General features: G+C 20.5%; 18 protein-coding genes and 4 tRNA genes. 13 read left to right on the top strand and 9 right to left on the bottom strand.

Features of this window, described 5'->3' with window-relative positions; translation table 11 throughout:
• The first annotated feature begins 55 nt into the window (after nt 1-55).
• The 6 genes from AB4W75_RS02670 (at nt 56) to AB4W75_RS02645 (ending at nt 4,794) form a co-directional block, all read left to right on the top strand.
• Nucleotides 56-2,068 carry a UvrD-helicase domain-containing protein gene (locus AB4W75_RS02670; RefSeq protein ID WP_367679414.1) on the top strand — a complete coding sequence of 671 codons (2,013 nt, stop codon included), beginning with the start codon at nt 56-58 and terminating at the stop codon, nt 2,066-2,068.
• Nucleotides 2,069-2,254: 186 nt separating this feature from the next.
• Nucleotides 2,255-2,587 (top strand): thioredoxin, encoded by a 333-nt coding sequence (gene trxA, locus AB4W75_RS02665; protein ID WP_367679413.1) that lies wholly within the window; start codon nt 2,255-2,257, stop codon nt 2,585-2,587.
• A gap of 232 nt (nt 2,588-2,819) precedes the next feature.
• The gene (gene rho, locus AB4W75_RS02660) at nt 2,820-4,079 is read left to right on the top strand and encodes a transcription termination factor Rho (RefSeq protein ID WP_367679412.1); all 1,260 of its coding nucleotides are present in this window, start codon (nt 2,820-2,822) and stop codon (nt 4,077-4,079) included.
• A 355-nt stretch (nt 4,080-4,434) separates the two neighbouring features.
• Nucleotides 4,435-4,511, top strand: a tRNA-Arg gene (locus tag AB4W75_RS02655).
• 59 nt (nt 4,512-4,570) lie between these two features.
• A tRNA-His gene (locus AB4W75_RS02650) sits at nt 4,571-4,643 on the top strand.
• A 74-nt stretch (nt 4,644-4,717) separates the two neighbouring features.
• Nucleotides 4,718-4,794: transfer RNA gene (locus tag AB4W75_RS02645), tRNA-Pro, on the top strand.
• Nucleotides 4,795-4,809: 15 nt separating this feature from the next.
• Here AB4W75_RS02645 and AB4W75_RS02640 read toward each other — a convergent pair.
• The 3 genes from AB4W75_RS02640 to cyaY form a co-directional block, all read right to left on the bottom strand.
• Complete coding sequence (locus AB4W75_RS02640; RefSeq protein ID WP_367679411.1) at nt 4,810-5,580, bottom strand: uroporphyrinogen-III synthase; 771 nt, start codon at nt 5,578-5,580, stop codon at nt 4,810-4,812.
• Between the two features lie 6 nt (nt 5,581-5,586).
• Nucleotides 5,587-6,522, bottom strand: a complete 936-nt coding sequence (hemC, locus tag AB4W75_RS02635; RefSeq protein WP_367679410.1) for a hydroxymethylbilane synthase — start codon at nt 6,520-6,522, stop codon at nt 5,587-5,589.
• Nucleotides 6,523-6,667: 145 nt separating this feature from the next.
• Entirely contained in the window at nt 6,668-7,003 is a 336-nt protein-coding gene (cyaY, locus tag AB4W75_RS02630; RefSeq protein WP_367679409.1) for an iron donor protein CyaY, read from the bottom strand.
• A gap of 160 nt (nt 7,004-7,163) precedes the next feature.
• On the opposite strand from cyaY, the gene dapF reads away from it, so the two are divergent.
• Nucleotides 7,164-7,988, top strand: a complete 825-nt coding sequence (dapF, locus tag AB4W75_RS02625) for a diaminopimelate epimerase (protein ID WP_367679685.1) — start codon at nt 7,164-7,166, stop codon at nt 7,986-7,988.
• Between the two features lie 257 nt (nt 7,989-8,245).
• The gene (locus AB4W75_RS02620) at nt 8,246-9,442 is read left to right on the top strand and encodes an MFS transporter (protein ID WP_367679408.1); all 1,197 of its coding nucleotides are present in this window, start codon (nt 8,246-8,248) and stop codon (nt 9,440-9,442) included.
• Nucleotides 9,443-10,581: 1,139 nt separating this feature from the next.
• On the opposite strand, the gene AB4W75_RS02615 is transcribed toward AB4W75_RS02620, so the two are convergent.
• On the bottom strand, nt 10,582-11,337 hold the full coding sequence (locus AB4W75_RS02615; RefSeq protein ID WP_367679407.1) for a class I SAM-dependent methyltransferase: 756 nt from the start codon (nt 11,335-11,337) through the stop codon (nt 10,582-10,584).
• Between the two features lie 434 nt (nt 11,338-11,771).
• Here AB4W75_RS02615 and AB4W75_RS02610 point away from each other — a divergent pair, with 434 nt between their 5' ends.
• Nucleotides 11,772-13,097: a hypothetical protein gene (locus AB4W75_RS02610; protein WP_367679406.1), complete on the top strand. Its 1,326-nt coding sequence runs from the start codon at nt 11,772-11,774 to the stop codon at nt 13,095-13,097.
• A gap of 1,066 nt (nt 13,098-14,163) precedes the next feature.
• Nucleotides 14,164-15,162: an elongation factor P--(R)-beta-lysine ligase gene (gene epmA / locus AB4W75_RS02605; protein WP_367679405.1), complete on the top strand. Its 999-nt coding sequence runs from the start codon at nt 14,164-14,166 to the stop codon at nt 15,160-15,162.
• A gap of 77 nt (nt 15,163-15,239) precedes the next feature.
• On the opposite strand, the gene AB4W75_RS02600 is transcribed toward epmA, so the two are convergent.
• The 3 genes from AB4W75_RS02600 to hslV all read right to left on the bottom strand — a co-directional run bounded on the left by AB4W75_RS02600 (nt 15,240) and on the right by hslV (nt 18,183).
• Nucleotides 15,240-15,989, bottom strand: a complete 750-nt coding sequence (locus AB4W75_RS02600; protein ID WP_367679404.1) for an FAD-binding oxidoreductase — start codon at nt 15,987-15,989, stop codon at nt 15,240-15,242.
• Between the two features lie 315 nt (nt 15,990-16,304).
• Nucleotides 16,305-17,642 carry an HslU--HslV peptidase ATPase subunit gene (hslU, locus tag AB4W75_RS02595; protein ID WP_367679403.1) on the bottom strand — a complete coding sequence of 446 codons (1,338 nt, stop codon included), beginning with the start codon at nt 17,640-17,642 and terminating at the stop codon, nt 16,305-16,307.
• A 10-nt stretch (nt 17,643-17,652) separates the two neighbouring features.
• Entirely contained in the window at nt 17,653-18,183 is a 531-nt protein-coding gene (gene hslV / locus AB4W75_RS02590; protein ID WP_367679402.1) for an ATP-dependent protease subunit HslV, read from the bottom strand.
• A gap of 509 nt (nt 18,184-18,692) precedes the next feature.
• Between hslV and rpmE the strand changes: the two genes are divergently transcribed.
• On the top strand, nt 18,693-18,896 hold the full coding sequence (gene rpmE / locus AB4W75_RS02585) for a 50S ribosomal protein L31 (protein ID WP_367679401.1): 204 nt from the start codon (nt 18,693-18,695) through the stop codon (nt 18,894-18,896).
• 376 nt (nt 18,897-19,272) lie between these two features.
• Here rpmE and AB4W75_RS02580 read toward each other — a convergent pair.
• Both AB4W75_RS02580 and orn read right to left on the bottom strand, forming a co-directional pair.
• Nucleotides 19,273-19,345, bottom strand: a tRNA-Gly gene (locus tag AB4W75_RS02580).
• A gap of 121 nt (nt 19,346-19,466) precedes the next feature.
• Nucleotides 19,467-20,012 (bottom strand): oligoribonuclease, encoded by a 546-nt coding sequence (gene orn / locus AB4W75_RS02575; RefSeq protein WP_367679400.1) that lies wholly within the window; start codon nt 20,010-20,012, stop codon nt 19,467-19,469.
• A gap of 1,089 nt (nt 20,013-21,101) precedes the next feature.
• Between orn and pgi the strand changes: the two genes are divergently transcribed.
• Both pgi and miaA read left to right on the top strand, forming a co-directional pair.
• Nucleotides 21,102-22,751, top strand: coding sequence for a glucose-6-phosphate isomerase (gene pgi, locus AB4W75_RS02570; RefSeq protein ID WP_367679399.1), 1,650 nt, complete (start codon nt 21,102-21,104; stop codon nt 22,749-22,751).
• Nucleotides 22,752-23,809: 1,058 nt separating this feature from the next.
• On the top strand, nt 23,810-24,763 hold the full coding sequence (gene miaA, locus AB4W75_RS02565) for a tRNA (adenosine(37)-N6)-dimethylallyltransferase MiaA (RefSeq protein ID WP_367679398.1): 954 nt from the start codon (nt 23,810-23,812) through the stop codon (nt 24,761-24,763).
• Nucleotides 24,764-24,985: the final 222 nt, after the last annotated feature.

Raw genomic sequence — 24,985 nt, 5'->3', positions numbered from 1 at the left:
AAATAGAAAATTTTCATAACAAGTAATTTTATTTTCAATTATAAAAATATTATTTATGAATCTTAATATTATTCAACAACAAGCTATACAGTGTATTAAAGGTCCATGTTTAGTATTAGCTGGAGCTGGATCTGGTAAAACAAAAGTGATAATTAATAAGATTATTTATTTAATTCATAAATGTAATTATAATATAGAAAATATTGCTGCAATGACATTTACTAATAAAGCAGCTCAAGAAATGAAGTTTCGAATTGCATCAATTCTTGGAGAAAAATATTTAAATAAATTAAAAATTTCTACTTTTCATACATTAGGAATGGAAATAATAAAATCTGAGCTGCAATATTTAAATAGAAGTGCTAATTTTGTATTATTTGATGAATATGATCAATTAAATTTATTAGATGATATCACTGTTTCTAAATTTAAAAAAAATAAATTGTTATTAAAACAATTACTATTAACTATTTCAAGATGGAAAACACAATTAATTAATCCCCAAGAAGCACAAACTAGAGCAAAAACAGACATAGAACATATTTTTTCTAATTATTATTCTATATATAATAAACATTTGTTTACACATAATATTTTAGATTTTGATGATCTAATTTATTTACCTACTTTATTGTTAAGAAATAACACTGATATACAAACTAGATGGAATGAAAGAATTCAATATTTTTTAGTAGATGAATATCAAGATACTAATACTAGTCAATATGAATTTATCAAATTATTAAGTAATAAAAGATCTGATTTTACTTTAGTAGGAGATGATGATCAATCTATTTATTCTTGGAGAGGAGCTTGTGTTCAAAATTTTTCTTTATTGAAAACAGATTTTCCAAATATTACTATTATAAAGATGGAACAGAATTATCGTTCTACTGGAAGAATTTTAAAAGTAGCTAATATTTTAATTTCAAATAATAACCATGAATTTAAGAAGAAATTGTTTTCAAAATTAGATTATGGATCTAAAATAAAAATTTTAGTAGTAGAAAATGAAGAAAAAGAAGCTAAAAAAATTATTGAGGTCATAAATTCTCATAAAAATAGTTATAATAATAAATATAGCGATTATGCAATTTTATATCGTGGAAACTATCAAGCCCGTTGGTTTGAAAAAGAATTAATTAAAAATGATATAGAATATGAAATTTCAGGTAGTAATTCTTTTTTTGCTCGTTCAGAAATTAAAGATTTATTAGCATATTTACGTTTAATCAACAATCAAAATGATGATGTTGCTTTTTTAAGAATTGTAAATATTCCTTCTCGTACTATTGGTACAATAACATTACGAAAATTAATGGAATGGTCTATTTTACATAAAAAAAGTCTTTTTTGTTCGATTTTAGACATAGGTTTACAAACTAAAATTAATCGTTATAGTTTAAAAAAATTACAGAATTTTTCATTTTGGATTAAAAATATTTCTGAGCAATTTAAAATATCTCCAGAAATTGGATTAAAAGAATTAATTGTTCAAATAAATTATAAAGAATGGATTATCAAATCTATTAAAGATAATCATAAAGTTCAATCTAGTTTGAATAACATTGATTTATTTTTAAAGTGGATCATAGAAATGTTTAAAGGAAATTATATTCAAAAACCTATGAATTTATCTCAAATTATTACGAATTTTATGTTAAGAGATATGTTCTATGACATTGATCAAAGTAAAAAAAAAGATAAATTACAACTAATGACTTTACATGCATCTAAAGGATTAGAATTTAAGTATGTATTTATTGTTGGAATGGAAGAAGGAATATTACCACATTATAATGGTATTAATAATGATAATTTAGATGAAGAACGTCGATTAATATATGTTGGTATTACTCGAGCAAAAAAACAATTAGTTTTTACTATATGTAAAAAAAGAAATCAATATGGTCAAATATATAATGCAATACCGAGTCGATTTTTGTTAGAACTACCTCAAGATGATTTATGTTGGATTGATCAATTTAATTCTTCATATGTAAAAAATGCTAAAACATTAAGCATTCCATATTTGAAAAAGATAAAAAAATTATTAAATAAATACTAATATTTTTTTTTAATATATATAAACCTAAAATTTTTTGATTATTATCAGTATAGATATATTAAAAGTTGATTAAATATTATTATTATATTGTGATATTTTATGTATAATAATTTATTTAGTTCATTTTTTTTAAAATTAGTGTAATATTTAGTATATATTTAAATATAATTTATTTATAGGATTTATATGAGTAATGAAATAGTTATTTTAGATGATAATAATTTTGAAAATTATGTTTCAAAGCAATCTGGTTTAATTCTAGTAGATTTTTGGGCAAATTGGTGTAATCCTTGTAAATTATTAGCACCAATTTTAGATAATATTGCAGAAGAATATCATGATCATTTAATAATTGCAAAATTAGATGTCGAAAATAATCCAAATATAGGAGTAAAATATTCCATTCAAAGTATACCTACACTACTACTATTTCGTAATAATCATGTTATAGATAAGAAAATAGGTATGATATCCAAAAAAGAATTGAAAAATTTTTTAGATATAAATTTAAATAGTTAAAATTATATATGTAATATACAATTAGCGGTTTTAATTATAGAATAGAAAAACCGCTAGATTTTTTTTATGAAAAAAGTTATAATCATTTTTTAATTACATGTAGTAATGACATATATCAACAAATAATTCTATCAAAACATAAATATTTTATTAAATATATTCAATTATTTAATAAATTATTTTTAATTTTCATTCCAAGATTTACTTCAAGTTTACTAAGAAACCCACCATTATGAATCTTACCGAACTTAAAAATACCACAGTTTCTGAATTAATCACTCTTGGCGAAAATATAGGTCTGGAAAATTTAGCACGTATGCGGAAACAAGATATAATTTTTTCTATATTAAAACAACACTCAAAAAGTGGAGAAGATATATTTGGTAATGGAGTTTTAGAAATATTACAAGATGGATTTGGATTTTTACGATCCTCTGATAGTTCTTACTTAGCAGGTCCTGATGATATTTATGTTTCTCCCAGTCAAATTCGTAGATTTAATTTACGTACAGGTGATACAATTGCTGGAAAAATACGTCCTCCTAAAGAAGGAGAACGATATTTTGCTCTTTTAAAAGTTAATGCAGTAAATTATGATAAACCGGAAAATGCTCGTAGTAAAATTTTATTTGAAAATTTAACACCATTGCATGCAAATTCTCGTTTAAGAATGGAAAGAGGAAACGGTTCTACTGAAGATCTAACGGCTAGAGTATTAGATTTAGCTTCTCCTATTGGAAGAGGACAACGTGGTTTAATAGTAGCACCTCCAAAAGCAGGTAAAACTATGTTGTTACAAAATATTGCACAAAGTATCGCTTATAATCATTCAGAATGTGTTTTAATGGTATTGTTAATAGATGAGAGACCTGAAGAAGTAACAGAAATGCAAAGATTAGTTAAAGGAGAAGTAGTAGCTTCTACTTTTGATGAACCAGCTTCAAGACATGTACAAGTAGCTGAAATGGTGATTGAAAAAGCGAAAAGACTTGTTGAGCATAAAAAAGATGTAATAATTTTACTTGATTCTATTACTCGTTTAGCTAGAGCGTATAATACGGTTGTACCTGCTTCTGGAAAAGTATTAACAGGGGGTGTAGATGCAAATGCATTACATAGACCTAAAAGATTTTTTGGTGCTGCAAGAAACGTAGAAGAAGGTGGTAGTTTAACTATTATAGCTACAGCATTAGTAGATACTGGTTCTAAAATGGATGAGGTGATTTACGAAGAATTTAAAGGAACTGGTAACATGGAATTACCATTATCCAGAAAAATTGCAGAAAAACGTGTATTTCCTGCCATTGATTATAATCGTTCAGGAACTAGAAAAGAAGAATTATTAACTATACCTGAAGAATTACAAAAAATGTGGATTTTACGAAAAATTATTCATCCTATGGGAGAAATTGATGCTATGGAATTTTTAATTAATAAATTATCTATGACAAAAACCAATCATGAATTTTTTGATATGATGAAACGTTCTTAATTTAGATTAATATATTTTAATTTATTTCATATTAATAATAGTATTATAAATATTTTAATAATATTTATTACAAATAATACATAAATTATATATAAATAAAATTTATAAATAATTTATATTAATTTATTTAAAAATACATACATAACATAGTATTTTTTTTTGTTTTTTAATTTAAAAATTATACAAAATCTAAATAATAATATTTTAATTTCAAGTTTTTTTGATATAACTGATATATTTTGATTTACTTTATTATATATTTAGTATAAATACTAAAATTAAATACAGAATCCTGAAAAAAAACTAGACATTATACTATTATTTTAATAAAATATTTATTTAAAGCTGTAGCTACGCGCCCGTAGCTCAGTTGGATAGAGCAATACTTTCCGAAAGTATAGGCCTCAGGTTCGAATCCTGTCGGGCGCACCATGCAATATTAGTTTATAAATAATTTATTTTTTTTATATTTTTTTAATTTTTATTTTTTGGTGGTTATAGCTCAGTTGGTAGAGCTCTGGATTGTGATTCCAGTGGTCATGGGTTCAAATCCCATTAACCACCCAAAAATTTTTATAATATAATAAATAAAAAAGAATTAATTTTTATTGTTTAAATTTAATTAATATATATTACTACGGCGAATAGCGCAGCTTGGTAGCGCAACTGGTTTGGGACCAGTGGGTCAGAGGTTCAAATCCTCTTTCGCCGACCAAATTATTTTTTATATTTATAGATCTTTCTTTTCATTTTTTTTTATATCTAATAGTTTTTCTAATAAAGAATTGTTATTTGATTTTTTTGAAATATAAATTTTGTCCCAACCTAAATTTTTAGCTAAGATTTTTAATCTTATACTAATTACTAATAGATTACATTGTAAAAACCATGATTTAGAATTACGAGATGAAAAAATTTTGTATAATGCATGTAAAGTTGTACTATTTGTAACAACTATCGTGTCAATTTTTTTTTTTTTCCATTTTTTAGTTTCTTTTTTGGAATCAATTTTTTTTATTTTTCTTTTGTAACATTCGATAAGAATAACGTTTGCTCCTTTTGTTATAAAAGCATTTTTTAATATATTTCTTCCTTGATTACCTTTTAATATAAGAATTGTTTTTTTTTTAATTATTTTTAAATCTATTAATTTTAATAAGTTTTCACTATTTTCAATTAATATAGGATATTGAGATTTTTTTCCAGTTTTTTTTTGAAATAGAAGAGAAGATTCTTTTCCTATAGTATAGTATTGTACATCAGAAGGCCATGGTATATTTAAACTTTTTAAATACATACTAGCATATTCAATTGCTTTTTTAGAAGTCATGCAAATAATTGAATTTTTACTTATTGTAGAAATAATTTTAGATAAATATTTTAGTCCAATGCCAGGATAAAAGTTAAGAATAGGAAGAGACCAAGCGGAAATACCAATTAATCGTAGTTTTTTTTGTAGTTCTATGGATTCTAAATGTGGTCTTGTAATTAATATTTTCATTTTGTATTATTTTTTTCTTATATTAATTTGTTGTAATATTTTTCTAGCTCCTTTTTTCAATAATTCTTTAGCTAATGAATATCCAATTTTTTTTGCAATATTTAATGGTCCAATACGTTCTCCTTTTAATATGATATTTCCATTAGGTAATCCAATAAATCCACGTAACCATAATTGTTTATTTTTTAGAATTGCATAGCTACCAATAGGTATTTGACATCCTGAATTTAATTTTTTACAAAATGCTCTTTCTGCTGTAATTTCTATATTAGTTGTTTGATCATTTAAATGTTTTATAAGACAAATAATTTTTTTATCATTAGATCTAGACTGAATACCAATTGCTCCTTGTCCACAAGATGGAAGAGATTGTTCAGCAGGAATAATTTGAGTAATACGATTTTTTAATCGTAAACGAGTTAAAGCTGCTTTTGCTAAAATTATAGCATCGTATTGACCTTCATCTAATTTTTTTAATCTAGTTTCAATATTTCCTCTAATAGGAATTATGATTAAATCAGGACGATAAGAAACCAATTGAGACTGTCTTCTAAGACTAGAAGTTCCAATTTTTGCTCCATTTGGTAAGGAATCAATTGAATTGTAATAATTAGATATAAATACATCTAATGCACTGTCTCTTTTACAAATACTAGCAAAACATAATTCTTTTGTTATTTTAACTGGTACATCTTTCATGGAATGTATAGCTATATCTGCTTTATTTTCAATTAGTGCAATTTCTAATTCTTTCATAAACAAACCTTTTCCACCAATTTTAGATAGCGATTGATCTAAAATGATATCACCATTTGTAGTTATTGGAACAAGGTATATATACCAATCTGGATAAAATAATAATAATTTTTTTCGAACAAAATTTGCTTGTATTAAAGCTAGTGGACTTTTTCTAGTAGCAATTCTAAGTATTTTTTTTTCCATGCTTTTTATTATTTTTATTAATTAATAATTTATTATTGATTATTTCAATTTATTAAAAATATTTAGTAAATTATTAACTTAATTATTTTTTTTATAAATGAATATTATTAATATCTTATAAAATATTAATTCATGTAATATAATTTTATTTTTTTTGATTAAAATAAAAAGGAACATTACATTCTAAAAAACAACATTGTGATATAATAGTCCAAAAATTAATATCAGTTCTTTTGCATATCCAATTTTGATTTTTATATTGAAAGTGATATCCTGTATCTTTGGTTGCCATCCATATTTCTTGTAAAAATTCTTGTTTATTAATAATAATTTGATTCTTATTTTTAAATTCTATTATTAACATATTGTATTTAATTTCACAATCAATTTCATGTGAGTTTATATAAAAATCTAAATAATTTTGTATTTGTAACATTACATGATCGACTAACTGATGGTACTGATTGTTATCCATTTGCATAGATACCTTTCTTTCACATTATTTATTTTTATAGTAATGTAGATAAATAAATATTATATTTTTAAAATTTAATTAGATAATTAATTATATAAATTTATTATTTTAAATAATATAGTAATATTAAGGATAATAAATGAACAATAAAAAATCAACAAAAAAAATAGAGTTTACAAAAATGCAAGCTTTAGGTAATGATTTCATGATTATTAATGCTACTAATCAAGTATTAAATTTATCTAAAGAGATGATTTCTAATTTGTCTAATCGAAATTTAGGAGTAGGATTTGATCAATTATTATTAATTGAAAAAAGTAACAATAATAACATAGATTTTTTTTGTCGTATTTTTAATGCTGATGGAAATGAAGTATTTCAATGTGGTAACGGGATACGTTGTTGTGCTCTATTTATATACTATAATAAATTAATAAATAAAAAAATGTTTTCTATTGCTACTAATAAAAAAAGAATGATATGTAAAATATTAAATAATAACAATGTAATTGTAGATATGGGAGAACCTGAATTTATACCTAGTAATATTCCTTTTTTATGTTCTAAAATTAATAATTATTATTCTATGTATGTAAATAATCAGGTGATTTATTTTGGGGTGGTTTCTATAGGAAATCCTCATTGTATTATTATTGTTAAAGATATCAATGATCCTAATATTAATGTATTAGGACCTATAATAGAAAAAAAATCAATATTTCCGAATTATATTAATGTTGGATTTGTTCAAATATTACAAAATAATCATATAAAACTTCGTGTATATGAGAGAGGAGTAGGTGAAACACAAGCTTGTGGTAGTGGAGCATGTGGAGCGGTTGCTGTTGGAATTAATCAACAATTACTATGTTCTAAAGTAAAAGTAGATTTAATTGGTGGAACACTTATAATTAATTGGAAAGGTATGGGAAGTTCTCTTTATATGGATGGTCCTGCTATTCGGGTATATGACGGAATTATTGATATATAGTTATTAATATAATTTTTTTTAGATTATATAGTTTATATATAATGATTTTTTTTATTATAATATATATAATTATAGAAAATTTTATTTATTTTAAATATAAAATATATAATATTTTATTATTTATAAATATAATATATTAATTTTATTTATTATTTTTTAGGAGTTCCTGTGCAATTTTTTCAAAAATTAACAGTATTAGTTAATTTTATAAAAAAAAAAATAAAAAAAAAATACTTCCAATCGTAGATATCGATAAAATGAAAGAAAAAATGTATATTAAGCAAGGAACAATAGAATTTTATTCTGTGACAGCAGCTTTATTTTCAGCAGGTTTGTCTAATTTTGCAATATTATATTCTGTACAACCAATTTTACCTTTATTTTCAAAAGAATTTCATTTAACTCCTCTTCAAAGTAGTTTTTCATTATCAAGTTCTACTATTATGATGGCTATTGGAATGTTATTTATAAGTCCTATATCTGACATGTACGGTCGTAAAATTGTTATGACAGGATCTTTATTTTTAGCTTCTATATTTACAATTTTATGTTCTATAATGAATAGTTGGGAAGGAATTATAGTTATTCGAATTTTAACTGGTTTGTCTTTAAGTGGTGTAGCAAGTATTGCTATGACTTATTTAAGTGAAGAAATGCATTCTAGTGTTTTACCTTTTTCTATAGGATTATATATTAGTGGAAATACTATTGGTGGTTTTATTGGTAGAATCATGACAAGTATATTATCAAATATATTTTCATGGAATATAGCATTAATGTTTGTTGGTTTTTTTTCTTTATGTGGTTCAATATTATTTTTATATTTATTGCCAGAATCTAAAAATTTTAAGTATAATTTATTTGTTTTAAATAATTTAATTAATAATTTTATGTTACAGTGGAAAGATTCTATCTTATCAACATTATTTATTATTGGTTTTATTTTGATGGGTAGTTTTATAACTATATTCAATTATATAGGATATCGATTGTTGGTTAAACCTTTTTGTTTAAATCAAGGATTAATAGGATTTCTTTCGGTAGTATATTTAGTGGGAGTATATACTTCTCCTAAAGCAGGAATTTTAATAAAAAATTATGGTCGTATTAGTATTTTGAACATATCTTTATTAATCATGTTTATTGGTTTATTAATAACTGAAATAAATTATTTATTATGTGTAATCATAGGTTTGACATGTTTTGCTGGAGGTTTTTTTGCTGCTCATTCTATAGTTAGTAGTTGGGTTGGGCATCAGTCTAAATTACTAAGAAGTTATGCTTCATCATTATATTTATTTTTTTATTATCTTGGTTCAAGTATTTTTGGAAGTATTGGAGGTTATTTTTGGTTTTTTGGTGGATGGTTAGGAGTTTCTATTTTTGTTATTAGTTTATTAGTTATTTCTTTTTTATTAATAATGAATTTAAAATTAATATTATATACGAAATAGTAAAAAAAAGTATTTTATACAATAAATAATTTTATAATTTATTAAAATATATCATTAAAAAATAAATGTGATTTTAAATCATAGAATAATTATTTTTTACTTTAACATTTTTAATAAAAAATATTGTGTATAAAATAATATTATTGATATATGTTAATGAGTATTATTTATTCCTCAATTTTTAATAATATTTTTATATAAGTATTTTTTTTTGTATTAATTTATTTTAAAAAAAAATATTTTTTATTAGTTTTTTATATTAATTATAAGATATTGATTAAATTTAATATTATTATGATCATTAATACTAATTAAGTTTATTAATAACATTTTTATCGATAAATGAAAAAAGATTATTAATTATAAACATATTATATTCATGTTAATATAATTCTAACAAATTAAGTTAATACAAGATCTAGATAAAAAAATTAATTATTAGTAATTAAATTAATAATGATATCTATTAATGTTTTATTACTTATATTAATTTTTTATATTTTGATAAAATTCTTATTTTTTTGAATCTTAATTAATCGTTTTATATATAAAAAAAAATGATATTTATTAAATTAAATAAAAAATAGAAAATATATTAAAGCTATTAGCAATATTTTATTTTAATTAAAATTAATTATTATTAATAATAAAAAATATTTTAAATATTAATGATAATAATATATTAATAAAAAAAATATTAATATTATATATATGTTATTAATATTTTTACATATATTATTTTGAATAAATTAATTATTTTATTTTAAAATATTGTAATAGAATTAATTTTTATATTAATAATTTGTTGTATGAAAATATATTTTATTGTTAAATTATTTTGATAATAATAAAATTATTTCAATAATAATTTATGTATTTTAATACTATCAATTTTATTTAAAAGAAAAAAAAATAAAAAAATGTTTATTTTTTTTTATTGATTTTTTTTATAAAAATTTTTCTTATTTATTCATTATAATAATTAAAAGTTATGTATATTAAAGATAACTATTTGAGTTATATTCTTTATATATAAATTATTATTTTTTAATATCAATAAATAATTTTGTTAACACCCTGTATGAATATTTTTTGAATTACTGAAATGTGTAATTATAAATAAATGTATAAAATATAAATTAATTTTTAATTTTACTAAATGGCAAATAAATATCAAAACGATAATTTTTAGTTTTTATTGTAGAATAGGTAATCATATTATTTAAAAATGGAGCATTGATAGGTCTTTTTACAACAACTCGATTTTCTGCTAATAGTCTAGATAGAGTTAATAATAAATTAGTATTTTTTTGTTTGCTTACAATAGATTTTATTAGATGAATATCTTTTTTAGATTTAGCAGTTTTTGTTTTTTTAGGAAACATAGGGTCTAAATATATTACATTTGGTTTTATTTTCGTATGTAGTAAAAAATATTCACTAGAAGTATATATTAATGACAATCTTTTTTTTAACCATGTTCCTATTTCAGGATCTTGAAAACCTCGATCTAAACCATTAGCTAATAAAATAGCTAATATTGGGTTATGTTCTAACATTAATACTTGACATCCTAATGATGCTAAGATGAAAGCATCTTTACCTAATCCTGCTGTAACATCTAAAATATTAGGAAAATAGTTTTTTTTAATACCTACTGCTTTAGCTATATGTTCTTTTTTAGTTTTATTCTTTCTTCTGTAGTTTAGTTCTTTAGAATTAAATTCTATCCATGTTTTTTCAATTTTTTTGTGTTGACTATTAAAAATTTTATATTTCTTGTCATCATATATTAAAGTTAAATATGTATAATCATCATGTTGTAAATGCAAAAAATAAATACTTTGATTAGTATTTTGATTTAAAATATATATTTTATAAGTTTCAATAATCAATTTAATCACCAGAAATATGTTATTATTAAAAATATTTTTTAATAATTTTTAGCTATTAATTATTTAAAAAAATCAATATAAAAAATTAATTAAAATATAAAATTATAAGATTAATACATATGTATTTTAAGAAATATTTATCTAACATTATAATTATTAAATTAAATTTATTTAATATTTTTTTAATTGTAAATCAATACTATATAACAATTATTTTTAATATTTATTGATTTTTTATTATTTTTTTTTTTTAATTATTAATTTATATTAAAGAATTAAATTAATTTATATAAAAAGATATTTTTTTGTAATAAATAACTAAAAAAAAAATATATATATAAAATACTATATTGAATATTACTTTCATGTCTTGACTAAAAAATAAAATTGCAGTACAAGAGAAATTATAGAGCTTTAACATAGGGTATAATTTTATGTCATCAATTTTACTTGACAATAATACTAGATTAATAAATATTAATGAAAGTAATAGTTTTGTAAATCTTTCAGAAAAAAAAAAAGTAAGAATTAAACATAAAATAGATCAAATTAATTCTTCTAAATCTCATGAAATAAAACATCATTCAAATAAGAAACAAGAACAAATAGTGTATTTCGTAAAACCTGTTTCTCAACATAAAATAAAATTATACGAAAAAATTTTGGATGCTCAATCTTTGGGATCAAAAATAAAAAAAGTTGAAGAAAAAAGTGATTTTGTTCCTTTATATAGAGTAATTATTCATCCAAATTATGTTGATTGTAAAAAATCTACGGTACGTGTAGGAATACTATCTTCAAAAGAATTTATAAAAGGAGAATCTGTATCTAAAAATAAAAATCATAATTTAGCAACTTCTGTTCAAACAAGATCTCAAAATATATCACATTCTCATCATTTAGTGAACAAAACTAATCATCATTCAATTAGTAAACGTCAAGCTCCACAACAAGAACTTTCAGATGAAAAACCTATTGATCTTTATGAAAGAACTACATTTTTAAGTGCTGTATTAAAAAATATTATAGGTACTGATGAAGATAATAATATTATATCCAAAAGTAGTGGAAAAAATGATTTTATTCAACATAAGATTGATTCTTCTCCAGAACAATTGTTAAAAGAAAAACAATATGAACAAGAACTAGCTAATATTAAAAAGTTTTTTTTAGAAACACATTCTAATATTAATCGAAATAATGCTCCTGAATTTATTATTTCTAATGCAGATTCAGACGATATAAATTGGAGAAGTATGGTAAAATTAGATACTTCACCTGATACATGGAGATTTTCTCATAAATTATATAATCAATTTCAAAGTTTAAAAGAAACGAAAGAACTAGATAAAAAATTTATGTTAGATTACCCTGGTTCTACTGTAAAAATAAAAAATAATATAGTTAATGAACCTACAAGACAAGATATATTAAAACAATTTAAATTAGCTTTTCCTAAATTAGAAGTTAGACAATTAATTTCTACATATGCTAATGAAGAATTGTTAGCTCCTGCATATATGAAAATGTTAACTTCTACTCCTGAATTTTTTCATTATGAACCACAAGATACAAATATTACTTATGAACTAAAACCAGTTGATCATGGATTATTAAAATTAAGTGTAATGCATACCGCTAAATTAAAATTTATTAATAAACATAATGAAATTCAATTTGTTTCTTTTGGTTTACGGGCATCTATTATATTAACTACAAATAGAAATCCAAACATTAAATATTCATATTACTTTAAGTAATAGTTTATCAAACTATAATTAAACAAAATTTTAGTAAACTAATTTAAATAGTCAAATTATTATAGTCCGAATTAATTTTTGGGCTATAATAAATTTATTTAATATTTTATTTTTTATAAAAAATATTTTAGAAATTATTAAAATAGTCAATTGTTATATATATATTATTTATATATTTAAAAAATAATATTAATATTATTAATTTTATAAATATGAATTTTTTTTTTATTTTTTATCTAATCTATTAGAAGCATATTTTATTAAATATTGCTGTATGTTATTAATTTATATTGTGATATTTTATTGTACAATAGATTTAAAATAGATAATTTAACGTAAATAAAAAAACATACTTTTTACTTTTCATGTTTAGATAAAAATTATAATTAATTATTTCCATTTTTTCTTTGTTTTGAAAGTTAGTATTAGATCTATTTTTTTTTTAACAAATATATTTATTTTTTTTTGTTTATTGAGATTGTCTAATAAATTATTAAATTCAAACTTTTTTTATGTTTTTTTTTTAAGATGTATAGTAAAGTATTGAATTAGTTGAGTTCTTTTTATTTTTTAATTAAATATTGTTTTTTTTTTGATCGTGTTAGTTAATAATAATTGTTATACAACTAAATATTAACTATGTTTTTTTTATAATGTTTGTAATTTCTACATTTAATTAAATTAAAAGTATTTGAGAAAACAATTTTTAATATTTATGTTTTATTTTTTTATTTGGTATCTCTTATATTACTATAGTAATAGTTTATTTTTAATTTTTAATTAAATTATATAATTTATATTATTTATAGAATGTAAAATTATATTTTTTTATTAAATATTTTTTAGATATAATTTATTATATTGATTTCTTAAAATTAGTATAGATAAAATTATTATAAGAATAAAATTTTAATACTGATATATTGTATAATTAATAATATTAACTAGTATTTATTTAAAATATATTGTTAATTTATTTTTTTATTATTTATAATTAATTTAAATATAAAATATATTATTAATGTTTTATAATGATCAGAGTTTATTTTTTTTTATAGGTTTGAACATGAAAAAAATAAATAATTGGAAACCAACTGCAAAAAATATTAATTTAATTAAACGTGCTGAAATTATAAATAAAATTCGATCTTTTTTTTATAATTTAAATATATTAGAAGTAGATACACCTATTTTATCTCAATTTCGAGTGTCTGAAGTTTATTTAGAATCATTTATTACATATTTTAATAAAACTAATAATGCAGCAAGTACATTATTGCATTTATGGTTAACCACTAGTCCAGAATATTATATGAAACGATTAATCTCTTCTCATATTGGACCAATATATCAAATTTGTCATAGTTTTAGAAATAATGAAATTGGAAAAAATCATCATCCTGAATTTACTATGCTTGAATGGTATCGTCCATTTTATAATATGTATGATTTAATTGAAGAAGTAGAATTGTTTTTAAAAATGATATTTTGTGTTTCTCATGTAAAAAGATTTTCTTATCAAAATATTTTTTTTCGTTATTTACAAATTAAACCCACTATTAAAAATTATATTAAATTAATAAATAAATCTCAAATACTTGGAGTTGATAATTTAGTTTTATTAAACAAAGATGGAACAACAAATTTTAATTCATTATTAGAGGTTCTTTTTTTATTTGGAGTAGAACCCTATATTGGTCATGTTTATCCAACTATTATTTATCATTATCCTGCTATTCAAGCTGGTAACGCAACTTTAAATAATTTAAATTCTAATGTAGCTGATAGATTTGAAGTTTTTTTTAAAGGTTTAGAAATAGGTAATGGATGTCAGGAATTAACTGATTATTATGAGCAAAAAAAAAGATTCGAGCATGATAATATTGAACGTATGAATTTAGGGTATCAAATATATCCAATAGACACAAAATTCCTGTATTCGCTATTACAAAATATTCCTAATTATTCTGGAGTAGCTATAGGATTGGATAGAGTAATAATGATTTTATTAAAGTGTAATCATATTAAAGATGTGATTTCTTTTTCATTACATGATAGTGTATAATAATTAAAAATAATGTGATTTCTAGGATATTAAATAATTTATTTTTTTTTTTAAGTAAGAAATTGATTTGTTTTGAATTACCAATAATTTTCAGTAGTAATATGTCCTGGTTTTTTTCGTAAATTTTTTGTTAAATGTCTTTTTTCTTGTAACAAAAATTGTGTTTCTTTGATCATATTAGGATTACCACATAACATTACATGAGAAGTATGAATATTAATATCTAATTTTATTTTTTTTTCTAAAGTATGATTATTGATTAAAGTTGGAATACGATCGTGTAAGAATTGTTTTGATGTATCTCTAGTAACAATAGTTTCTAAAATGATTCTATTTTTATATTTTTTTTGTAATTTATGTATTACAGGTAAATAAATTAAATCATGTTTATATCTAACAGAATGAATTAATACAATTTTATAAAATTTATGTATCCATTTTTCTTCTTGTAATATTGATAAATATGGACCAATTCCAGTTCCTGTGGCTATCATCCATAATATTTCGCAATGTTGAATTTCATTAATAGTAAAAAAACCAAAAGAATTTTGATTGATAATAATACTGTCATTGATTTTTTTTTTATATAAATAATTTGTCAGTAATCCTGTTTGAACTAAAGTAATATAAAATTCTAAATTAGTATTATGAGATGCATTAACATAAGAATAAGCTCTTTGTATTTTTTTTCCATGTATATCTATCATGGCTAATTTAGTAAATTGACCTGATAAAAAAGCATTAATAGGAGCTTGTACTATTATACTAAATAAAGATTCTGTCCATTTTTTATTTTGTATAATTTTTCCAGAAATCCATTTATTCATATGGTAATCTTTTTATGTTTATCAAATATAATTCAATTACTATATCAAAAAAAATAATATTTTTAAAATAAAATTTTATTTTTAAAGTATAATTTTATTATACTAAATAAACAGTTTATTAATAATGGTTCATTGATATAAGATTTTTAATCTAAATTAGTTTTTAAGATAGTATGTATAATTAATTTTTTGTATTTAGTTATAAAAATTTTATTCTTAATATAATACTTTTATAAAATAAGTAAATTACCTATCTTAAATGAATTTATGATAGGTAATTTCTTTAATACATAATATATATGTAATATACAATATTTATAAAATAAATCGACTGAGATCAGTATTAGATATTAATTGATCAAGATGTTTACTGACATATACAGGATTGATATTAATTGAGGATTCATTAGTATTATTAGATGCATTAAATGATATATCTTCCATTAATTTTTCTAATACAGTGTGTAATCTTCTAGCACCAATATTTTCCATAGATTCATTAACTTTCCAAGCCGCTTCAGCAATAGATCGTATTCCTTCTTTAGTGAAATTAATAGTAATTCCTTCTGTTTGAATTAATGCTTTATATTGAACAGTAATTGAAGCATTAGGTTCAGTTAAAATTCTTTCAAAATCATCTATAGTTAAAGCTTTTAATTCTACTCTAATTGGTAGACGACCTTGTAATTCAGGAATTAAGTCAGAAGGAGTTGATGTTTGAAAAGCTCCAGAGGCAATGAATAAAATATGATCAGTTTTGACCATACCGTGTTTAGTAGATACAGTACATCCTTCTACTAATGGTAATAAATCACGTTGTACACCTTCTCTAGAAATGTCGGCACCAGAAGTATTATTACCTCTTTTACAAACTTTATCTATTTCATCAATAAATACAATACCGTTTTGTTCTACAGAATTAATAGCTTTTTTTTTAATTTCTTCTGCATTAATTAATTTTGTTGATTCTTCTTCAATTAATAATTTCATTGCATCTTTAATTTTTAATTTTCTAGTATTTTGTTTTTTTCCACTTAAATTTTGGAATAAAGATTGTAATTGACTAGTTAATTCTTCCATTCCGGGAGGAGCCATAATTTCTATTCCCATTGGAATGCTAGCTATATTAATTTCAATTTCTTTTTCATCTAACGAACCTTCTCTTAATTTTTTTCTAAATGATTGTATAGTAGAAATAGGACGTTCATTAGTATTGTTTTTATCCCAATTATTTTTAGGAGTAGGAATAAGTACATCTAAAATACGTTCTTCAGCTAATTCTTTAGCTTTATTTTGATTTTTTTTTATTTCTTGCATCCTTATCATTTTTATTGCAGAATCAGTTAGTTCTCTAATAATAGAATCAACTTCTTTTCCAACATAACCTACTTCTGTAAATTTTGTGGCTTCTACTTTAATAAAAGGTGCATTTGCTAGTTTCGCTAATCTCCTAGCTATTTCTGTTTTTCCAACTCCAGTAGGTCCAATCATTAAAATATTTTTAGGAGTAATTTCGTGACGTAATTCATCATTTAATTGCATACGACGCCATCGATTTCTTAGTGCTATCGATACAGCTCGTTTGGCTGCATTTTGTCCAATAATAAATTTATCCAATTCTTTTACGATTTCCTGAGGAGTCATTTCAGACATAGAGTCATCCTTACTTTTCGGAAGATAATTCTTTAATTGTAAAATTGTGATTTGTGTATATACAAATATTTGCAGCAATTGTAAGTGCTTTTTTTACTATTGTAACAGCATCAAATTGAGTATTATCCATTAATGCTTTTGCTGCTGCTTGTGCATATGGACCACCAGATCCTATAGCAATTAAGTTGTCTTCTGGTTGAATGACATCTCCATTTCCTGTTATAATTAAAGAGTTTTTTTGGTCAGCAACAGCGAGAATTGCTTCTAATTTACGTAAGATTCTATCTGTTCTCCAATCTTTAGCTAATTCAATTGCAGATCTTTGTAGTTGACCTTGATACATATCTAATTTTTGTTCAAATAATTCAAATAAAGTAAAAGCATCAGCTGTTCCTCCAGCAAAACCAGCAATGATTTGATTATTATATAAAGTACGTACTTTTTTAACATTACTTTTCATTACTGTATTACCTAGGGTGGCTTGTCCATCTCCGCCAATAGCAATTGTATTTTTAATTCTAATACTCAATATAGTTGTCATAATTATTATATCTTAATACACAGTGATTGTTGTTATAGATTAAAATAATTAAAATTATTTTTTTTTTATTAAATAAATATATATAATTTTTATAAAATAATGATATATGTAATATATAAAAATTAAATTTGTATCTGTTATTTATATAATTTTTATTATATAACTATTAATTTCTTGAATTGTTTATTAATTCATAAATTAATTTATGTTACTATTATTGACATTAAATTCTTATATTGTTGATATTTATTTTTTTATTCGTTTATATAGATAAAAATCAAATATTATATTATTTTTTTTATTAATTAAATATTAATATTTAGTATATTACTTAACTAGTTAATGTTTTGCTAGAATTATATTCTAAAATATTAAATTTGAACTTTATTATCTAGTGTGATGTATTATATAATTTTATTTTCGTTACAATATAGTATTACGATATTTATGTAGTATATTATAAAAAAATAAATTTTTTACAAATGAATTAATACTATAAAGGGATTGTTATGAAAAAAAATATTCATCCAAAGATTTTTCAAATTATAGCGACTTGTTCTTGTGGTGATATAAAAAAAATATTATCTACTATTTCTAAAAATATTACTTTAGATGTATGTTCTGCTTGTCATCCATTTTACACAGGTCAACAAAGATCAGTAGATACAGGTGGTAGAATTGAAAAATTTAATAAAAAATTTCGTATTATTTAAAATAATTTATGAATGTATCTAATTAAAATAGATTGGAAATTATTTATTATATTTATTGTATATATAAATAATTTTTATTTTTTAGATAAATTGATTTACTTATTATTTATGTTGTATGTTTATCTTATTTAAAAATAATTATTTTTTATAATATAATTTTTAATAAAAATAAAAAATAAATTTTATTTAAGTATATAATGTTAATGATATGTATACTTAAATTAAATATTGAAAATGTTAAAATTAGATTTGTATTACATTTGGTGAGAAATTGTATATTGGATTGTTTAAAATCATTTTTATATGTATCTTTTAAACACAATTATGTATATATTTTTATATTTTTTTGATAGTGTTATTTTTAATAAATATATTTAGCGGGAAACGAGATTTGAACTCGCGACCCCAACCTTGGCAAGGTTGTACTCTACCAACTGAGCTATTCCCGCATATATAAATTATTTGTTTATTATATTCTAAAAATTAAATTTTTATCAAGTATTTGTTTAATAATTTTTTATTTATTTTAATAATAGATAAATGTTATTTGTTATATATTTTATTTTGATATTATATTTTTATAAAATATTTTTTATAGAATTGTAATTCTAAAATAGATTCATAAATATCATCTAATGCAGAATGATTATTTTTTTTACGAAAATTTTTTAAAATTTTAGGCTTCCATCTATATGCTAATTCTTTTATGGTACTTACATCTATATATCGATAATGAAAATATGATTCTAAATTTGGCATATATTTATGCAGAAATCTTCTATCTTGCCCAACTGTATTTCCACAAATTGGTGAAATATTTTTAGGTACCCATTTTTTTAGAAAATTAATTGTGTATGATTCTGCTTTTTTTTCATGAAATTTACTATTTTTTACTAAATCTAGTAAACCATTTTTTTTATGCATATTATAGATTGTTTTTTCCATTATTTTCAACCTATATTTAGGTTGAAAAATTGGAATGACAGGACCTATGGCTAATATTTTTAGTTGAGCATTCGTCACTAATGTAGCAATTTCAATAATTCGATGTTGTTCTGGATTTAATCCAGTCATTTCTAGATCTATCCATATTAAATTTTTTTGATTATTATTCATTTAAAAATTTTCTATATTTATGAAATAAATATTATTGATAAGATATAGAATATTAATAGTATTTTTTTTATGAGTAAACAAGTAAGTTTCTTATTTAATAATAAAGAGAAGTAAAATATATATTAAATAGTGATTATTATATTTGAATATAATTATTATACCTAAATAAAAATTTTTTACTTTTGAATATATAGTATAGTAATTAATAATTTCTCAATGATCATTACATGAATCGAGAAAAATAAATGTTAAATAATTAAATACATTTTGTATTGTAAGAATTTTATTTAGTATAATATTTTTATACAAGAATAATATTTAATTTAATATATACATTGTAGATTGATATATGATGAATATCTTTTATTTAAATTTAATTATATTGATGATTTATATCATATATTTTTATATTATTTATATATATATAATATGGTATAATTTATTATGATAACAATTTTATTGTTATATATAATACAAGTTTATAAGAATAATTCTTCGTACATTTTATTTTAATGAAATTTTTATATTATGATTCAATTATTTAATATTAATGATAGTATTATTAATATAAATATATTATATTTTTCATAAAAGTATATCATAATTTTAAGATATATTATTTCATTTTGTTATTGATTGATAAAATTAAATTACTATTTTTCTTAAAAATAAAATATGTATTTTAAATATAAATGTTATATAATATATAATTTTTATTATTTTTTTTAAGTAAAATATATGATAGTTTTATAAATATTATGTATATTTAATTAAATTAAATTTATTAATTTAATTAAATATAGTTAATTTATATTAATAATCTATTGTTTTTAATATATATAAATATATATGACGAATTTTAATTTATATAATTATTATTGTAAATATCACTTTAATTGATGAGATAATTAATTATAATTTATTTTTTTTATAAAAAAGTAAAAAAAAAATAATTAATAATAAGTATAATTTAACGTAATTTTATTACATAAATTAATAATTTCATATTGAATAATTTCTAAATATGTTGTATTAACTTTTCATATTTTGCATTTTTTTATTATATTAATATTATAAGAGAGCCTAATTATGACATTTATAGATCCAATTCAAACTAATTCATGGAAAAATTTAAAAAATCATTTTGAAGCGATAAAAAATATTCATATGAAAGATCTATTTTTTCAGGATGAAAATAGATTTAACAAATTTTCTTTATTATTCAAAAATATAATGCTAGTAGATTTTTCAAAAAATAGGATTAATGTTGAAACAATTAAACTTTTAATAACTTTAGCTCAAGAATTACATTTGGAACATCAAATTCAATCAATGTTTAATGGATGTAAAATTAATTATACAGAAAATCGTGCTGTATTACATACTGCTTTAAGAAATGATATTAATACATCTATTATTGTAGATGGTAATGATATTATGCCTAATATTCGTTATGTATTACATAAAATGAAAAAATTTTCTGAGTTAGTTATTAATGGAAAACAAAAAGGATATACTGGAAAATCTATTACAGATATTGTAAATATAGGAATAGGAGGATCGAATTTAGGACCTTATATGGTAACTGAAGCACTTCGTCCATATAAAAATCATTTAAATTTACATTATGTTTCTAATTTAGATGGAACTCATATTTCTGAAGTATTAAAAGTTATTGATCCAGAAACTACTTTATTTATTATTACTTCTAAAACTTTTACAACAGAAGAAACTATGATTAATGCATATAGTGCTAGAAATTGGTTTTTAGAAAAAACTGGTAATATTAAGTATATGAGTAATCATTTTTTAGCTGTATCTATGAATTTTGCAGAAGTTGAAAAGTTTGGAATTCATAATGAACATTTTTTTGAATTTTGGGATTGGGTAGGGGGAAGATATTCTTTATGGTCATCAGTTGGACTTTCTATTATGCTTTCTATTGGATTTGAGAATTTTATGGAATTATTATCTGGTGCTCATGATATGGATAAACATTTTCGATATACAAATTTAGAAAACAATATTCCAATAATTTTAGCATTAATTGGTATATGGTATAATAATTTTTTTTGTTTTGAAACTGAAGCTATTTTTGCTTATGATCAAAATATGCATAAATTTTCCACTTATTTACAACAATGCAATATGGAATCTAATGGAAAGTCAATAAATAGAAATGGAAAAAAAGTTTCATGGCAAACTGGACCTATTATATGGGGAGAATCTGGAACTAATGGTCAACATGCATTTTATCAACTATTGCATCAAGGAACTAAAATTGTTCCTGCTGATTTTATAGCTCCAGTATGTACACATAATAAATTAGGTGATCATCATGTTCGATTATTATCTAATTTTTTTGCACAAACAAAAGCATTAGCATTTGGTAAGTATATAGATGATCATTCTGAAGAAGTTGTTAATTATACAATTCCTATGGAATCTTTAAAAAACATTTCTAACTTTAAAATATGCGAAGGAAATAGACCGACTAATTCTATTTTAGTAAATAAAATTTCTCCTTATTCTTTAGGATCGTTATTATCTTTATATGAACATAAAATTTTTACTCAAGGAGTAATTTTCAATATTTTTAGTTTTGATCAATGGGGAGTAGAATTAGGAAAAGAATTAGCATCTGAAATTTATTTACAATTAAGAACAGGAAAATCAAACATAAATTATGATTCATCGACTCAGAATTTAATTAATATGTATAATAATTGGAAAACTTAATTTTTATTTAAGGTAAAATAAGTTATTTATATATTTTTATATAAATTAAATTAAAAAATGATATTATTAATTATATATATTTATAAATATTTTATTTTACTATTTATAAAAATAGTATTTTTTTTTAAAATATTCATTGATTTAATTTAGATATTATCTGATATATATTAAATTAATAATTTATATATTTTAATTATATTTAAATTATTAAAAAATAAAAAATAGTATATTCAATATAATATCTAATAAATTAAAATTTTTATGAATTTAAATATTAATTAATATAATTTAAAAATAAGTATTTCAAAATTAATAATATTGTTGTTTTTATATTTGATAAATATAAAAATTTTTAAATAATAGTATTGTACTTAATTATATTTAAATTATAAATGAAAAATAATAAGTTATAAATATGAATATAATTTAATAAATTAATATTTATAAATGTTATGAACACATTTTCATAATTCTTATAATTAAATATGTTAATATAAATTTGTTACATTTTTTTTAATTATTTATGAATATTATAGATTTTAATAATAAAAAACATTTATTAATGATTAAATTATGTATATATAAAAATAATATGATTGTATAATGATAATGTTATAAACTTGTTATTATTATTATTTTTATTAAATATAATTTAATTCATAAAATAATCAATGTGGAATTATATTGCAATTTTTATATTAATTTAGTTATTTTAGTAGAAATTATATAAAATAACATATATATAATAATTTATTATTTTGGAATGTTTATAATGTATATATAAAAATTATTTGAATGATTACTAATATTATTAATAATTATTCAAATAATATTTAAAATATAAATTCACTAAACTACTATTTAATAATATAACAGAATTTATTGTTATTGTTTAAGATTGTTATTTTTTTTAAGAATATTATATAGTATAAAACTTTTTATATATAATTTTTTATGTAATACTAATTAATATTTTTAAATATGATATTTTTTAATTTATTATTTTTTTTTATAATTAATATATTAACATTAATAATTATTTTAATAATAACTACTATATGAATATAAAAAATACATTACCTATTGTGATATTTTTAATGGGATCGACAGCAAGTGGAAAAACTCATGTAGTTTTACATTTAAGAAATAATTTACCTATAGATATTATTAGTGTAGATTCAGGTTTAATATATAAAGAAATGAACATTGGTACTGCAAAACCTACCATATCTGATTTATTAAAACATCCTCATCGATTAATAAATATTAGAGATCCTGTTGATATTTATTCAGTAGAAGATTTTCGGAAAGATGCTTTATATGAAATTAATAAAATAATATTAAATAAGAGAATTCCTATTTTAGTAGGTGGAACAATGTTATATTATAAATCTTTGCTAAATGGTTTAGTTTCTTTACCTTCTAGTAATTTAAATTTTCGTTCGAAAATAAAAAACAATATAATTCATGATCAAAAATCACTGTTACATCAATATTTACAAAAGATAGATTATCAATCATCATTAAGTATTCATCCAAATGATATAAAAAAAATAATACGAGCTATTGAAATTTTTTTAGCATCCGGAAAAAATTTAACTACTCATTTTAGAAAAGAATTTTATTGTTTTCCATATAATGTTTTACAATTTTTTTTAGTCCCATTTAGTAGATCTATATTACATAATAGAATTGAAAATAGATTTAAAAATATGCTAGATATGGGATTTGAAAAAGAAGTTGAAAAGTTGTTTAATAGAGGTGATTTACATTTTAATTTACCTTCTATACAACATTTAGGATATCGTCAAATGTGGAAGTATTTATCTGGTAAATGTACATACGATGACATGATTTTTAAAAGTATTTGTTCCACTAGACAATTTGCTAAAAGACAAATTACTTGGTCTCAAAAATGGAAAAATTTGTTTTTTATTGATAGTGATAATTTAGATTTATCTGTAACTCTTATATATAATATAATATCAGATTATATTAATAAATTTAATTAAAATATTAATTAATAATTATAGTATTAAAATTATTATTTTAACAAACATTCAATATATATTTATTTGTTGCTATTATAGTATGAATGATCGTTACTGTTGATATTGTATTTTCATGTTAATTTATTTTTTGATTAGTAATATTTTACTATTTTTAACTTAATTTAATAATTTATTTTGTAAACAACAGAATTATTGTATAATTTTAAGATTATTTAAGCTTAA

This window comes from Buchnera aphidicola (Eriosoma lanigerum) (genome assembly GCF_964059125.1).
GTDB lineage: Bacteria > Pseudomonadota > Gammaproteobacteria > Enterobacterales > Enterobacteriaceae > Buchnera_D > Buchnera_D aphidicola_C.
This window is presented reverse-complemented; position numbering and strand designations above follow the sequence as displayed.

Coding starts and splice junctions, on each gene's coding strand:
- AB4W75_RS02670 (WP_367679414.1), top strand. CDS start 56: ATGAATCTTAATATTATTCAACAACAAGCTATACAGTGTATTAAAGGT.
- trxA (WP_367679413.1), top strand. CDS start 2,255: ATGAGTAATGAAATAGTTATTTTAGATGATAATAATTTTGAAAATTAT.
- rho (WP_367679412.1), top strand. CDS start 2,820: ATGAATCTTACCGAACTTAAAAATACCACAGTTTCTGAATTAATCACT.
- AB4W75_RS02640 (WP_367679411.1), bottom strand. CDS start 5,580: ATGAAAATATTAATTACAAGACCACATTTAGAATCCATAGAACTACAA.
- hemC (WP_367679410.1), bottom strand. CDS start 6,522: ATGGAAAAAAAAATACTTAGAATTGCTACTAGAAAAAGTCCACTAGCT.
- cyaY (WP_367679409.1), bottom strand. CDS start 7,003: ATGCAAATGGATAACAATCAGTACCATCAGTTAGTCGATCATGTAATG.
- AB4W75_RS02620 (WP_367679408.1), top strand. CDS start 8,246: ATGAAAGAAAAAATGTATATTAAGCAAGGAACAATAGAATTTTATTCT.
- AB4W75_RS02610 (WP_367679406.1), top strand. CDS start 11,772: ATGTCATCAATTTTACTTGACAATAATACTAGATTAATAAATATTAAT.
- epmA (WP_367679405.1), top strand. CDS start 14,164: ATGAAAAAAATAAATAATTGGAAACCAACTGCAAAAAATATTAATTTA.
- AB4W75_RS02600 (WP_367679404.1), bottom strand. CDS start 15,989: ATGAATAAATGGATTTCTGGAAAAATTATACAAAATAAAAAATGGACA.
- hslU (WP_367679403.1), bottom strand. CDS start 17,642: ATGTCTGAAATGACTCCTCAGGAAATCGTAAAAGAATTGGATAAATTT.
- hslV (WP_367679402.1), bottom strand. CDS start 18,183: ATGACAACTATATTGAGTATTAGAATTAAAAATACAATTGCTATTGGC.
- rpmE (WP_367679401.1), top strand. CDS start 18,693: ATGAAAAAAAATATTCATCCAAAGATTTTTCAAATTATAGCGACTTGT.
- orn (WP_367679400.1), bottom strand. CDS start 20,012: ATGAATAATAATCAAAAAAATTTAATATGGATAGATCTAGAAATGACT.
- pgi (WP_367679399.1), top strand. CDS start 21,102: ATGACATTTATAGATCCAATTCAAACTAATTCATGGAAAAATTTAAAA.
- miaA (WP_367679398.1), top strand. CDS start 23,810: ATGAATATAAAAAATACATTACCTATTGTGATATTTTTAATGGGATCG.